The sequence below is a fragment of the Bacillus sp. SORGH_AS_0510 genome, assembly GCF_030818775.1.
Classification (GTDB): domain Bacteria; phylum Bacillota; class Bacilli; order Bacillales; family Cytobacillaceae; genus Neobacillus.
Map to the genome: position 1 here is coordinate 1,025,974 of NZ_JAUTAU010000001.1, position 13,519 is coordinate 1,039,492.

A 13,519-nucleotide genomic window follows, 5' to 3' on the forward strand; every position below is an offset into this window, starting at 1 on the left:
TTATAGGTATTGTTTACTATTTTATTTTAGGGGGATGTTCTTTGAAAGAATCCAGTCTTTCCCTTTTTTCATTTAGCAAAAAGGGATTTATAACTATATTTAGTAGTGCGGTCATACTTTCATCAGTAGCTACTAATCTTGTTAATGCTCAAATAATAGATAATTCCAAGATTGTATTTTCTGAGGATATAGATTGGATGAAGCCGAATGCTACTTTGAATGGAGAAGAAATTAGTATTGATTTTAGTAAACGTTTTTCCTCTTTTTTAAAGGATGGCACCATTCAATTAGAAGCTACATCGAGTACTAATATCGTGTCGGTTTCAGTAAGTGAACTTACATTAAATTTAAACGTAAAGAGTTTTGGACAATCTGTCATAAAAGTAATAGCAAGAGATAATGAAGGGAAAGCAGTTACGGACCAATTTCATTTAAAGATTACTCAAAAAGGCGATCTTAATGGCGATGGAATAATTACTCCTGCGGATGCTCTTCTTATTTATCAAGCGACAAGTGGAAAAGTGACTTTAACAACAGAACAGATGAAACTACTAGACATTAATGGTGACGGTAAAATAACAAATGCCGATGCTAGCGAATTGATGGCTAATTACGTAGGGAAAAAGCCAATGAACACGGCTGACCGAAACTTTTTTGTTGTATTCACAGAGGTCAATGATGCCCCTATAGCAAATGATGATCACTTTACACTAAAAGAAGATGAGACATTAAAAATCGATAGTGATTTAAGTATTCTTAAAAATGACATAGAGGTCGATGGGAACTCCTTAGCGGCGAAGAAAATGAGTGATCCAGCTCACGGTGACTTAACGTTAAATCAAGATGGAACGTTCACATATGTCCCAAATAAAAATTTTAACGGATATGACCAATTTACATATAAAGTAAGTGATGGGAAAGTTGAGTCAGAAGAACGGACTGTATTCCTTGGGGTGGAAGCTGTAAATGATGCCCCAGTTGCGGAAGCTGGAACACTGAAAGTGACGGAGGACAACCAAGCCGAAGGCAAACTTACTGGAACGGATGTAGAGAATTCAGAGTTAACCTACACGATTGTGGACAATGGTAAAAAGGGTACAGTAACGATTACGGATCAAAAAACAGGAGCTTACACATATAAGCCAAATCCTAACGAAAATGGGAAAGACTCGTTCACATATAAGGTGAATGATGGAACAACGGATTCAGAAGTGGCTACCGTAGAGGTGAACATCCAAGCAGTGAACGATGCCCCGGTTGCCAAAGCAGACAGCTTCAAAGTGAAAGAGGACGAGACACTAACGGTTGATGCAAACTCTAGTATTCTCAAAAATGATGAGGATGTGGAAGGCAGCCCGTTAAAAATAAAATTAGTAAGTGAAACAGCCCATGGAAAGCTAACGCTGAATGAGGATGGGACGTTTACCTATGAACCGAAGGCTAACTTTAATGGAACTGATCAATTTGTCTATAAGGCAAATGACGGCGAGCTAGATTCAGAGGAACAGACCGTAACAATTGAAGTGGAAGCTGTAAATGATGCCCCAGTTGCGGAAGCTGGAACTCTGAAAGTGACGGAGGACATCCAAGCCGAAGGCAAACTTACTGGAACGGATGTAGAGAATTCAGAGTTAACCTACACGATTGTGGACAATGGAAAAAAAGGTACAGTAACGATTACGGATCAAAAAACAGGAGCTTACACGTATACGCCAAATCCTAACGATAATGGGAAAGACTCGTTCACATATAAGGTGAATGATGGAACAACGGATTCAGAAGTGGCTACCGTAGAGGTGAACATCCAAGCAGTGAACGATGCCCCGGTTGCCAATGCAGACAGCTTTAAAGTGAAAGAGGACGAGACGCTAACGGTTGACGCAAACTCTAGTATTCTCAAAAATGATGAGGATGTGGAAGGCAGTCCGTTAACAATAAAATTAGTAAGTGAAACAGCCCATGGAAAGCTAACGCTGAATGAGGATGGTACTTTTACTTATGAACCGAAGGCTAACTTTAATGGAACTGATCAATTTGTCTATAAGGCAAATGACGGCGAGCTAGATTCAGAGGAACAGACCGTAACAATTGAAGTGGAAGCTGTAAATGATGCCCCAGTTGCGGAAGCTGGAACACTGAAAGTGACGGAGGACATCCAAGCCGAAGGCAAACTTACTGGAACAGATATGGAGAGTTCAGAGTTAACCTACACGATTGTGGACAATGGGAAAAAAGGCACAGTAACGATTACGGATCAAAAAACAGGAGCTTACACGTATACGCCAAATCCTAACGAAAATGGGAAAGACTCATTCACATATAAGGTGAATGATGGAACAGCTGATTCAGAAGTGGCTACTGTCGAAGTGACAATTGAAGCTGTGAACGACGCACCTACCATTTCAGATCCCTCTATCAGTGGAAAGCTGTTAATAGGAGAAACCGTAAAAGGTAACTATACGTATACAGATGTGGAGAATGATGAAGAAGGAAGCTCAGTTTATCAATGGTATAGAGGAATACAGAAAGATGGCAGTGATAAATCTCCAATTAGTGGTGCGAACTCCAAAGAATATAGCATCAAAGATGAGGATGAAAATTTTTATTTATTTTTTGAAGTGAAACCAGTTGCAGTAACAGGAGAGCAAGCAAACCAATCCTTTATCATCAATACGACAGACAAAGTTGTGGGATTGACACCAGTTCTAACGATTCACCCTGATCCATATAGACCGGACCCGCTGGCACCAATAACGGAAGCAGATCTTAAGTCACAAGGTGGAACCTTTATTACGGTTGATTTAACCAATGATCAATTCAAGGAATCGATTTCAGAAAATGACTTTGTCTTAAATCACGCTCCTGATGGCTTGACGGTTGTCTCAGCCATGTTATTAGATGATACAACTGCTGGGTTATTGCTTCAATATGATGGACTTGACTTTGATTATGATATCCCTGATTTTTCAGTAACCGCGAAAGATACGGCGACGCTTAAAGGAAAAGCTGTCACATCAAATAATATGACGATAAAAGCGAGCGTAGATGCACCTTCTGCGTTTATTTCCGAATATTTGCAAGGTAGCACGTTTGATCGGTCAGCTATTGAAGTCTATTACCCTGGTGATGGTACGTCCAATCCCGTAACTGGATTAAAGCTTGAAGTGCACCAGTGGGATGTAGCAAAAGGACAAAAAAAGGTTTGGAGTCTACCATTTCTTCCGGTCACTCCTAATATGCCTTATATCGTGATTAACAGCACGTTCTATGATTTCTTTGATATAACCAATAATTGGTACTATAACGATGAGGCTTTTATTGCAATGCCAGGATTAATCAATAATGCCTTTGTCTTAAAGAAAGATGGAAAGGTCATTGATACGGTCGGAAATCCATTTGTGGATGGCCCTGCACCTATTCTACCGAATGGAGGAACGATGGTTAGAAAAAATGGGGATTAGAGATGGATTAATTCCGTATGATAAAAACCAATGGACATTGTACCCAGTGGATTCCTTCCAATATATTGGCCATCATACACCTTAATAACTAAAAGAACGTTAGAATAGTGATTTTTTAAAGGGAGATTATTAGATGAGAATGTATGTAAAGTTTAAACGATTGGCTAGTCTTACCTTGTTCATCCTTCTTCTTTCCCTGCCACTTACAGCATGGGCTGATGAGGAAAAGGGTGAGTACGATGCAACTGTAATGTTTGGTGATGTGAAGGGATCTGTTGGAGAAGTTGTCGACGTGCCGGTAAAAGTTGGTCAAGTAAAAAAAGAGATTGCTACGTATGGTATACAGGTTGATTTCGATAACAAGCATGTGAAAGTTGTTGGGATTCAACCTGAGTACGGAAGTAACTCTCAAACATGTGCGGAAGAAACAGCAGGCTGTTTCTGGTCTAACGTTAACAATGAAGAGGGTTTTTTAAGGGTGGCCTGGGCAGATCCAACTGCAGGAGATCATCCGATTCATGATAGTATGAAGCTTTTTAACATTCAAGTGGAAATCTTAAAGACAGACTATATCGGAGAGAGTAATTTATCTATAAAAGTAAAAGATCTTGAGTCGTTGTCCTTCACAGATCCATACAACAATCCACTGAAGGTTGGTATGGATTCTGGTAAATTGAATATTGTGGAAAAGACCAAAACGGACACAACTAAAGGAAAAAACAATACAAAGGACAAAGTGAACTTAGATTCCCTGCCAAAAACAGGAGACGACTCCTATATTGATACCATTCTGAATAGTGCGATTGCTGTTCTAGCAGCGAGTCTTCTAATCATGTGGTTTTATAAAAGAAGACAAAAGGGAGAAAAGACAAATTAATTAAATTGAGACTGAATTTATCTACTTGTTTCACGATGTGGAAGGACTGATAAGTTCAGTCTCTTTACTATAGTAGGTGAAATAATGAAAAAGGCTGTTTGGGTGGTTTTGATTCTTCTATTAGTGACAGCGGTATCACTTCGTATGCTTCGGTTTTATGAGGCGCGTGCAAATGAAAAGGAACGGGAAAAGCTGGAGAAAGTGTATATAAATGCGATAGAAGGGAAAACGTCTTTACATTCTTCGGAAGATAGAAAAATCATTGGGAAAATTATGATTCCCTCACTAAATATTAATTATATTATCTTAAATGTAACCACAGATAAAAATTTAGACATTTCCATTACTAAAGTAGCAGGACCAGCCGTTCATCGAAACGGAAATCTTGTTCTTGCTGGTCATAATATGAAAAATGGCAGTTTTTTTGGAAGGTTAAACCATATTACACCACAAGATAAGATTTATTTAGAAAATCGAAATGGGGAAAAAAAAGAATATAGTATGGTAGATAAATATATTGTGAATAAAAATGATTTATCCCCGTTGGACCAGTCTGATCATGAGGAAAGCATAATTACTCTTATTACATGCACACAGGATCCGAATAAAAGACTCATAGTTGTGGCAAAAAAAGATACTTAGTTTTAAAAAGATAAGTGGATGGAACAGATTTTTATATGGTCAAAAAAACCCCCGCAGTGTTGCGGGGGGAAGATCCTAAACTTTGCTATGAAACTGCATATGTATTACCTCAACAGGTTTTTCTTGAGGTTTGGAAAAATAATAGCCTTGGAATAAATCATAGCCCATTTCTTTTAAGAAGCGGAGGTCTTCTTCTCTTTCAACTCCTTCAGCAAGTGCCAATGCGTTCATCTTGTGAGCAATTGTCATCACAGATTGAGCAACTTCTTGTTTCTCAGTATCCTCGCTCACCCCGTTTGTAAATTCAAACGCAAGTTTAACGATATCCGGGTCCATTTGAGTGAGCTTTTCTACGTTATTGAAACCTACTCCTACATCGTCCAATGCGTACTTAAAGCCATGGGCCCGGTAATAATTTAAGATCGATTTTAAGTGTTCGAGATCCTCTACTTCGTCTGTTTCGACGACTTCAAATACCACCTGTTCAGGTTTAATATTCAATTGCTTGATCAAAGCGAAGGTCGTCGACAAACAGTGCTCTGGCACATAAATAGCTGTAGGAATAAAGTTAATAAAAATAAGTTGATCCTTCACGGCGGAGGCATTTCTAATCGACTGCATCCTGCACACGCGGTCGAGCGCAAATGTACGATTTCTAATCCTTGCCGCTTCAAACATCTTAAACGGAGGAATGAGCTCCCCTTTTTCATCCAACCCACGAGACAAAAGCTCATGACCGATGACATGGATGCTTCCATTCGCTACTTTAACAATTGGCTGATAATGGGTTTGAATGGAACTATTTTCTATTAATCTATCAATCCAGCTAGCCTCTCGTTCGAGTTTAAAGGTTTGAATAGGCCGTATTTTATCTAGATCCTTTAGTGGATCAACTATACTTGATAATACGGCATAAATATGTTCCGGGTCCATGTGGACTTCAAGATAATCTAGTAAATTAAATAGGACCGGCTCACTCATCCAAATCATCCGATTATTGATCCATTTCCATGACTGTTCAGAGAACTGCTTGAAATATGGAGTTAACTTTGTAGCATTTTCATTTTCAGCAAAATAGACGGTATAACCCCTAGCCGTCGGCAGACAAACTTCACATCCCATTCTCTTTCTCCCCTTAATAAATCGTATTCATCCATTATACGACAAAAAAGGACCTTTTTCCTATTTTTCTAAAAATGTCCACCTGGAACGGAAAGTGTCTTTTTGTGGTACCTGACACCCGAGGGGTTTTTTATTGTTATTTTTGGGAAGAATGGTGTTGTGAATAAAAGAAATTTATGGTAACATTAATACGAACGTAAGTTCTATTCGTGTAACTAAACTATTAAAAGAGGTGTCTTCATGATTTCTGGAATTTATCCTTATTTGGTTTTAAACGGTAATGGACAAGAAGCGGTTAAGTTTTATGAACATGCATTGGATGCGAAAGTTCTGTCAGTTCAAACATTTGGCAATATGCCAGGTAATCCAGAGCATCCTATGCCTGAAGAAGCAAAAAATCGTGTATTGAATGCCCATTTAAAAGTGGGGAATACCGACCTTATGCTTTCCGACACGTTCCCAGGTCATCCTTATGAGTTAGGCCATCAGGTGACGATTGCGATAAGCATCACTGACGAAGAAAAATCAAAGGAAGTTTTCAGTAAATTGGAAGACGGCGGAAAAGTCAACATGCCTCTGCAACAAACCTTCTGGAGCCCGTTATATGGGCAAGTTACTGATAAGTTCGGTGTCACTTGGCAGGTTTCAACAGAATCGAAATAGTTGAATGTAAAAAAGGAAAGTTGCATTTAAGCAGCTTTCCTAGTTACTTTTTGTGAGTTGACTTTCCTCTGTGATTAGGTGGTACTTTAAGATGAAGTAAACGGTTAAGATTCCTAGTGAATCAATCACCAAATCATACAACCGGCCGTCTCTTCCAAAATAAAGCTGAAGAATCTCCGTCATTAACGCAAAAGTAACAGAGATCATCATTGACCATTTGTGATTCTTTAACCATCTAAAAAGAAGGTAATCAAATATAGCAAACCCTATGAAATGTCCTGTTTTTACGATGATAAAATAATGATGAATGGTGCTGATATCCTGTAAATAAAAGAACGATAAATAATCTGGGGCCACTACCCACTTAAAACTTATAGCTTGATCCCGAAAGAGCAATCCTAGATTACTGGTCCACGTATGCACCAATAATATGATCCCCCAGATGATTACTGGAACTATTTTAAATTGCCGTCCTTTTAAACCTTCTAAACGCATATTTTTCCAACTTCCCTATTCTGTTATGACACTACTTTTACTATTCATTTCCATATCGTATATCAAATCATACGTAAAAGGATACAAAAAAATATCCCGACGACCATTGGCAGTTGGGATATAGCTGTCGAATTTACGCCTTCCGACCCTTTAATTTGTTGGTTAAAGCATGTAATTGCTCCATGAGTTGCTTGTATTCGTCTAGTTCAATTTTACAGGATTGAATTTCCTTCACGACCATTGTAGTAATCGGTTGTTTTTCTTCATAGGCTCTCTTTTCTAAATGAATATAAACTTTTCGTTCGTCTGTGGTGGAACGCTCTTTACGAAGCCAGCCATTGGCTGCCATCCGAGTAATCATTGGCGTTAGGGTTCCTGTACCTAGGTTTAACCGTTCCCCTAATTCTTTCATTAGAAGACCATCATCTTCCCATAATGCCAATAGAACTAAGTATTGAGGGTAGGTTAATCCAAATGGTTGCAAAACGCTTGTATAAAGTTTATTAAATTCACTAGCTGTTTCATAAACTGAAAAGCATAATTGTTTTTCTAACGTTAAGAAGTCTTCCATGATGATCTCACCTTATTTTCATTGCTTTTTTAGTGTGATGCTGAAGTAGATAGTAATTTCACTACATCTGCTTCAATTTTGTCAGGTGTCGTGGTTGGGGCATAACGTTCGATCACCTGGCCATTGCTGTCAATCAGGAATTTTGTGAAATTCCATTTAATCATGCCACCTAATAGACCCTTTTTTTGATCTTTCAAATACTTGAATAAGGGGTCAGCGTTGACGCCGTTCACATCAATTTTGGCAAAAATGGGGAAGGAAACCCCGTAGTTTAATTGGCAAAATTGAGTGGTCTCTTCAATATTATCGAATTCCTGATTGTTGAACTGATCACATGGGAAGCCCAGTATTTCTAGTCCATCGTCCTTGTATTTATCATATAATTCCTGAAGGCCAGTAAATTGAGGAGTTAACCCGCACTTACTCGCTGTATTGACAATCAGCAGCGGTTTTCCCTCGTAATCTTTTAAAGATTTGTTCTCACCATTTGTCTTCTTGACTGTAAAATTATAAACGGTTTTCATCATTCATTCCTCCTCAATTGTTGACAATTTGTTAATTTAGATAAATCGCTAACGATTTAATCTTACACGATTTAAATGAGATTTACAAGAATGATGACTTACATAAAAAAGCCCAAAACTTATGTAATAAGAATTGGGCTGTTCCTTCAGGATGGTGTGTGGCATTCTACAGAGTCTATTTTAGGATGCACCCCGCGGGATTCAATAAATCGCTGTATTCGTTTGAGTGCTTCTTGCAACTGGGGCATAGAAGTAGCATAGCTGCAGCGGATATATCCTTCGCCGCTTTCACCAAATACATGACCGGGAACCACCGCAACTTTTTCCTGCATAAGCAATTCTTCAGCGAATTGCTCGGAGCTAAGGCCTGTAGCACGTATTGATGGAAATACATAAAAGGCACCGCCAGGAGTATGGCAATCGAGGCCCATTTGATTCAAAGCTTGGACTACGAAGTTTCTTCTTCTCCTATAGCTGTTCCGCATCGATTCCACTTCATGATAGGTATTCCTTAATGCTTCAATGGCACCGTGCTGAAGCATATTTGGTGCGCACATAGTTGTATATTGAAAAATTTTCAGCATGACCTCGACAAATTCCTTCGGGGCCGCTAAGAACCCTAATCTCCATCCAGTCATGGCAAAACCTTTTGAAAAACCGTTGATTAATATGGTTCGTTCATACATGCCCTCAATAGAGGCAATGCTAGTAAAACTTTCATCGTAGGTTAATTCAGCATAGATTTCGTCTGAAACGACAAGGAGGTCATGCTTTTTTAGTACCTTTGCAATTTCCAAAAGCTCATCCTTGGTTAGCGTACTGCCTGTCGGGTTGTTAGGTGAGCACAGGAGAATAGCTTTTGTTTTTTCAGTGATCGCTGCTTCGATTTGTGCAGCAGTCACCTTAAATCCATTAACTGGCGATGTAGCCACAGCGATTGGTGTTCCACCAGCGATGGAAACCAATGGGGCATACGAGACGAAGGCTGGTTCGACAATCAGCACTTCATCTCCTTGGTTTAAAATTGCCCGAAAGGCAAGATCGATTGCCTGGCTAGCTCCAATCGTTACTATAACTTGATTCGTTGGATCATAGTCCACCCCAAATCGTGTGCCAAGATAAGAGGTGATCTCCTGTCTTAATTCAAGCAATCCTGGATTGGCTGTGTAGGAGGTAAACCCTTGTTCGATAGATAAAATGGCTGCCTCACGTATGCTCCAAGGTGTGACGAAGTCTGGCTCGCCCACCCCTAAAGAAATAACGCCTTCCATGCTTGCGGCAAGGTCAAAAAATTTTCGGATCCCAGAAGGCTGCAGCTCTTTAGCCGTTTGGGATAGATAGCGATTATACTCGAGACTCATGGTGTAACCACCATTCTTCTGTCTTTGTCCTCAGTGTCACTGCTAAATAGCACGCCATCATGCTTGTATTTTTTTAACATGAAATGGGTGGTGGTGGAAACGACGTTCTCAATTGTCGATAATTTTTCTGAGACAAAGGTGGCAATTTGATTCATAGTCTTTCCTTCAACCGTAATCGAAAGGTCGTAGGCGCCTGACATAAGGTACAATGAGGAGACTTCGGGAAAACGAGAAATGCGGCCGGCAACCTCATCAAAACCTACCCCTCGTTTTGGAGTGACCTTCACATCGATCATTGCGACAACATTTTCCTGGCCTTCAACTTTGCTCCAGTCAATTAAGGTAGGGTAGCTCATTATGATTTTTGCTTGTTCTAGCTTTTCGATTGTTTGGTTCACTGTTTCTTCGCTGCACAATGCCATCGATGCGATGGTTTCCACTGATATTTTGTGGTTTTCTTCTACAATTTTTAGAATTTCAATTTCCTCACTGCTAAGTCGCATGTGCGGTCCACCTCCACTTTCGTTTTTCGTACTATAAGAATATATAAAATTCGACTTTGAGAATTGTCCAGCTCCAGCGCCTAGCCCCTCGTGTCAAATAACCTCCGCAATAAAAGTCAAAGTGCGGACTTTTCTTGCTGAAGAACATTTGCCTGTCGGGGCTGATCAAGGCGTCTGTGCTTTTCTTACTTATTGATGATTTTAATCTCTTTTGCGTTGGTTGTCACGCTCATTTAGTGGAAAGATAAATATAATTTGAAAGATTCATATTGTTGGAAAATATGTGATGAGTGAGGGAAGTTATAGTTGTCAACTTGCCAAAGGTTACCTTAAGGGAAATGAAACTAACCGAAGTAGAAGACCGTTGTTCAATAGAATAAAAGAAGGTATGGCTGAATAGCTGCCATACCTTTATCATACCTGGGGAGTTCTGTGGGTACCCATAATATGTTACAACGCTTCTTTAATCACCTTTTTATAATAGTTCACGGAGAGTACGCCAAAAATGGAGTAAAAAGCGGTGTAGAGAACCATGACAATAATCATCGGTGTCCAAAGTTCTGCTCCGAACAGGAACCAGCCGGATTGGACGGCGAAGTAGCTATGAACGAGTCCAATTATTAACGGGATGCCGAAGCTGAATAATTGCTTCATGGTGATTCCGCCGACCAGGTCACCCTGGGTGAAGCCCAGTTTTCTTAATATCGTATAATGCGGCTGTTCTTCTTCACTTTCCCCCATCTGTTTAAAATATAGGATACAACCAGATGTCACTAAGAACGTTAACCCTAAGAAGCCCACGATAAACATGATCAGTCCCATCGTTTGTTTCTGACTGTTGCTCATTTCAAGACGAGAGTCAAAGCCCGGATTCTTGGTAAATTTCATGTCTTTAAAGATGGCGTTCGCTTCTTTTAATTGGTCTTCGTTTTTTAAAGTAAATCCAATAAACACAGACGATTCTTTTTGTAGTGAAGGATCGGCATCTTTTTGTAACTGTTCGAAAATAGTGTCATCCACAATGGCGACTGGCTGGCCGCCATTCGTGTAATACCAAGAGATGAGGTGAAGATCCTTTAACCCTAAATAGTCTTGTGGAATGACTTCCGTTTTTCCTTTTAGCTCGATTTTTCCTGAGTCCTTCAAAGGCATAAATTTTTTCAGTAAATCGTTATAGCCCGTAAAGACGGTATCCTTTGGCCCAACATCCAGCCCCGCGACCTCTTGATCGCTAATGACTGAAATTGACATGCTCTTTGGATCCAGTTTCATTCCTTCAAGGTTGGAATTCATGATTGATTTTAAGTTGGCGTTGATTTGGATAACATCAATCTTCTTCTCACTAACCTTCATATTCTTTGCTTCAAGTGCGTCCTTAAATTGTGCCGCTGCATCTGTATCGGTAAAAGCAAAATCTGATGCTACTTGATCTTTTGCTGTTTTTTCCGCTGAATAGTAGGAGATATAACTTAGACACAACAGGGCAATGGCAAGGGCGGAAACAGTCGTAATGATGGTTAACAAAAGAGCGTTCGATTTCATCCGAAACATGATCGACGAAAGGGAAAGCACCTCGTAAATCTTAAGGTAGCCGTCTTTCTTTTTCCGAATGAGATGAAAAAGGAAACTAACAGTCCCTTTGTAAAACAGGTACGTCCCGATAATGACCGATGCCAAAATTCCTGTCATCGCCATGAATAGCTCCATCATCTCGGTGAAATCGCCGGAAAACAACTTCGACGATAGATAATAACCGAACCCAATCAAGAGGATTCCAACTGTCCCCAAAATCATTTCCAATATAGATAGCTTTTTCGCTTTGCCTTCTGTCGATGAAAGGACCCTAAATAAGGCTAAAATCGTTTGTCTTTTAATGAAGACAAAATTCATCAGCAGGATGAACAGATAAATCACCCCAAACACAATAAGGGATTGAGTCAATGCCTGGCTGGAAAAGTGAAGGGTCGCAATCGCATCTACCTTCGTAATTTTAAATAAAATCATAATGATTAATTTGGAAACCGAGAAACCAATAAAGATCCCGACAATGAGTGAACCAAAGTAAAGAATAAAGTTCTCAGCACTGACAATGCGAAAAATCCTGTTCTTGGTCATCCCAATTAATTGAAACAAACCAATTTCCTTGCTTCGCCGTTTTAGAAAAATATTGTTGGCATATAAAACAAAGATGCTCACAATCCCCACAAGCAGGATGGAGCCCGCTCGAATCGCTGCCGCTCCTTTGATCGTTCCTTTCGTTGAATCTAATGCAGGGTCATATTGCAGTGTGACAAATGAGAAATACAGAGCGACGCTAAAGATTAGCGCAAACACATAAAGAAAATAGTTTTTTAGATTTTTCTTAAGGTTTCGAAGGATGAGGTGATTAATGCTCATATTGCACCCCGCCTAAAACCCCTTGGGTCTTCATGATATCTTGAAAGAACGCCTGGCGCGTTTGATCACCTTTATTCAACTGCGTATACATCTGACCGTCTTTTATAAAAATTACTCTGCCGCAATAGCTGGCCGCCACAGGATCATGGGTGACCATCACAATCGTGGCTTGGCGTCTTTGGTTTAATTGACTGAGTTTGTTTAATAAATCAGAGGCAGATTTGGAATCCAAGGCACCGGTTGGTTCGTCTGCAAAAATAATGCTTGGTTCGTGGATGAACGCACGAGCGGCAGAGGTCCGTTGTTTTTGTCCTCCGGAAATTTCATTCGGGTACTTATCCTTTAGTTCATATATTCCCAGCTCGTCTGCCACTTCCTTGAATTTGGCGTCTGCTTCTTGTTTGGACACTTTGGCAATCGACAGGGGTAACAGGATGTTTTCTTTGACTGTCAGCGTATCAAGCAGGTTATATTCTTGAAAAATAAACCCTAGATGATGCTTGCGGAACTCTGCCAGTTGTTTTTCCTTCATATTTGTCATTTCTTTTCCTTCGATTTGAATGGATCCTTGGCTCACCTGGTCAATGGAAGAAAGAACATTGAGCAGGGTGGTTTTTCCTGAGCCAGAGGCCCCCATGATGCTTACGAATTCGCCTTTTTCAATAGTTAGATTGATGCCTTTTAGGACTTCTTGTTTATTAAATTTATTGCCGTAGCTTTTATGAATTTTGCTTGCTTGTAGAATAGTCATTCCGATCCACACTCCTTTATTCGATAGCTTTATTTAAGTCTTTTAACAAGTATGTTGATTTCCGTTTCAGGCACGAGCGGTTCGTGGGTGTTTCGGCGAGTCTCCTCGGCGAAACGCGCCTGCGGGGTCTCCCCTGAACCATACTCCCACAG

General features: G+C 39.9%; 12 protein-coding genes. 4 read left to right on the forward strand and 8 right to left on the reverse strand.

From position 1 onward, the window contains the following. Positions 1-41: 41 nt before the first annotated feature. From QE429_RS05435 to QE429_RS05445, 3 genes are all read left to right on the forward strand, one after another. Positions 42-3,461: a tandem-95 repeat protein gene (locus QE429_RS05435; protein ID WP_307284909.1), complete on the forward strand. Its 3,420-nt coding sequence runs from the start codon at positions 42-44 to the stop codon at positions 3,459-3,461. Between the two features lie 133 nt (positions 3,462-3,594). Continuing rightward, the gene (locus QE429_RS05440; protein ID WP_307284912.1) at positions 3,595-4,338 is read left to right on the forward strand and encodes a cohesin domain-containing protein; all 744 of its coding nucleotides are present in this window, start codon (positions 3,595-3,597) and stop codon (positions 4,336-4,338) included. Positions 4,339-4,422: 84 nt separating this feature from the next. After that, entirely contained in the window at positions 4,423-4,980 is a 558-nt protein-coding gene (locus tag QE429_RS05445) for a sortase (RefSeq protein WP_307284914.1), read from the forward strand. A gap of 75 nt (positions 4,981-5,055) precedes the next feature. Here QE429_RS05445 and QE429_RS05450 read toward each other — a convergent pair whose 3' ends face one another. Next, complete coding sequence (locus tag QE429_RS05450) at positions 5,056-6,102, reverse strand: EAL domain-containing protein (RefSeq protein ID WP_307284917.1); 1,047 nt, start codon at positions 6,100-6,102, stop codon at positions 5,056-5,058. Positions 6,103-6,342: 240 nt separating this feature from the next. Here QE429_RS05450 and QE429_RS05455 point away from each other — a divergent pair, with 240 nt between their 5' ends. Beyond that, positions 6,343-6,765 carry a VOC family protein gene (locus QE429_RS05455; RefSeq protein ID WP_307284919.1) on the forward strand — a complete coding sequence of 141 codons (423 nt, stop codon included), beginning with the start codon at positions 6,343-6,345 and terminating at the stop codon, positions 6,763-6,765. A gap of 39 nt (positions 6,766-6,804) precedes the next feature. Here QE429_RS05455 and QE429_RS05460 read toward each other — a convergent pair whose 3' ends face one another. The 7 genes from QE429_RS05460 to QE429_RS05490 form a co-directional block, all read right to left on the reverse strand. Continuing rightward, entirely contained in the window at positions 6,805-7,188 is a 384-nt protein-coding gene (locus QE429_RS05460; protein WP_307290728.1) for a VanZ family protein, read from the reverse strand. 205 nt (positions 7,189-7,393) lie between these two features. Beyond that, complete coding sequence (locus QE429_RS05465) at positions 7,394-7,831, reverse strand: MarR family winged helix-turn-helix transcriptional regulator (protein WP_307284921.1); 438 nt, start codon at positions 7,829-7,831, stop codon at positions 7,394-7,396. 29 nt (positions 7,832-7,860) lie between these two features. Then, positions 7,861-8,355: a glutathione peroxidase gene (locus QE429_RS05470; RefSeq protein WP_307290729.1), complete on the reverse strand. Its 495-nt coding sequence runs from the start codon at positions 8,353-8,355 to the stop codon at positions 7,861-7,863. Positions 8,356-8,501: 146 nt separating this feature from the next. Further along, positions 8,502-9,716: an aminotransferase gene (locus tag QE429_RS05475; RefSeq protein ID WP_307284922.1), complete on the reverse strand. Its 1,215-nt coding sequence runs from the start codon at positions 9,714-9,716 to the stop codon at positions 8,502-8,504. Beyond that, on the reverse strand, positions 9,713-10,219 hold the full coding sequence (locus QE429_RS05480) for an Lrp/AsnC family transcriptional regulator (protein ID WP_307284924.1): 507 nt from the start codon (positions 10,217-10,219) through the stop codon (positions 9,713-9,715). The genes QE429_RS05475 and QE429_RS05480 overlap by 4 nt, the downstream gene beginning before the upstream one ends. A 450-nt stretch (positions 10,220-10,669) precedes the next feature. Then, complete coding sequence (locus QE429_RS05485; protein ID WP_307284925.1) at positions 10,670-12,616, reverse strand: FtsX-like permease family protein; 1,947 nt, start codon at positions 12,614-12,616, stop codon at positions 10,670-10,672. Further along, the gene (locus tag QE429_RS05490; RefSeq protein ID WP_307284928.1) at positions 12,606-13,367 is read right to left on the reverse strand and encodes an ABC transporter ATP-binding protein; all 762 of its coding nucleotides are present in this window, start codon (positions 13,365-13,367) and stop codon (positions 12,606-12,608) included. Before QE429_RS05490 ends, QE429_RS05485 begins: the two co-directional genes overlap by 11 nt. Between the last annotated feature and the right edge of the window lie 152 nt (positions 13,368-13,519).

What these genes read in the sequence shown, in the direction of transcription:
- QE429_RS05440 (WP_307284912.1), top strand. Translation starts at nt 3,595, where the DNA reads ATGAGAATGTATGTAAAGTTTAAACGATTGGCTAGTCTTACCTTGTTC.
- QE429_RS05445 (WP_307284914.1), top strand. Translation starts at nt 4,423, where the DNA reads ATGAAAAAGGCTGTTTGGGTGGTTTTGATTCTTCTATTAGTGACAGCG.
- QE429_RS05450 (WP_307284917.1), bottom strand. Translation starts at nt 6,102, where the DNA reads ATGGGATGTGAAGTTTGTCTGCCGACGGCTAGGGGTTATACCGTCTAT.
- QE429_RS05455 (WP_307284919.1), top strand. Translation starts at nt 6,343, where the DNA reads ATGATTTCTGGAATTTATCCTTATTTGGTTTTAAACGGTAATGGACAA.
- QE429_RS05465 (WP_307284921.1), bottom strand. Translation starts at nt 7,831, where the DNA reads ATGGAAGACTTCTTAACGTTAGAAAAACAATTATGCTTTTCAGTTTAT.
- QE429_RS05470 (WP_307290729.1), bottom strand. Translation starts at nt 8,355, where the DNA reads ATGAAAACCGTTTATAATTTTACAGTCAAGAAGACAAATGGTGAGAAC.
- QE429_RS05475 (WP_307284922.1), bottom strand. Translation starts at nt 9,716, where the DNA reads ATGAGTCTCGAGTATAATCGCTATCTATCCCAAACGGCTAAAGAGCTG.
- QE429_RS05480 (WP_307284924.1), bottom strand. Translation starts at nt 10,219, where the DNA reads ATGCGACTTAGCAGTGAGGAAATTGAAATTCTAAAAATTGTAGAAGAA.
- QE429_RS05485 (WP_307284925.1), bottom strand. Translation starts at nt 12,616, where the DNA reads ATGAGCATTAATCACCTCATCCTTCGAAACCTTAAGAAAAATCTAAAA.
- QE429_RS05490 (WP_307284928.1), bottom strand. Translation starts at nt 13,367, where the DNA reads ATGACTATTCTACAAGCAAGCAAAATTCATAAAAGCTACGGCAATAAA.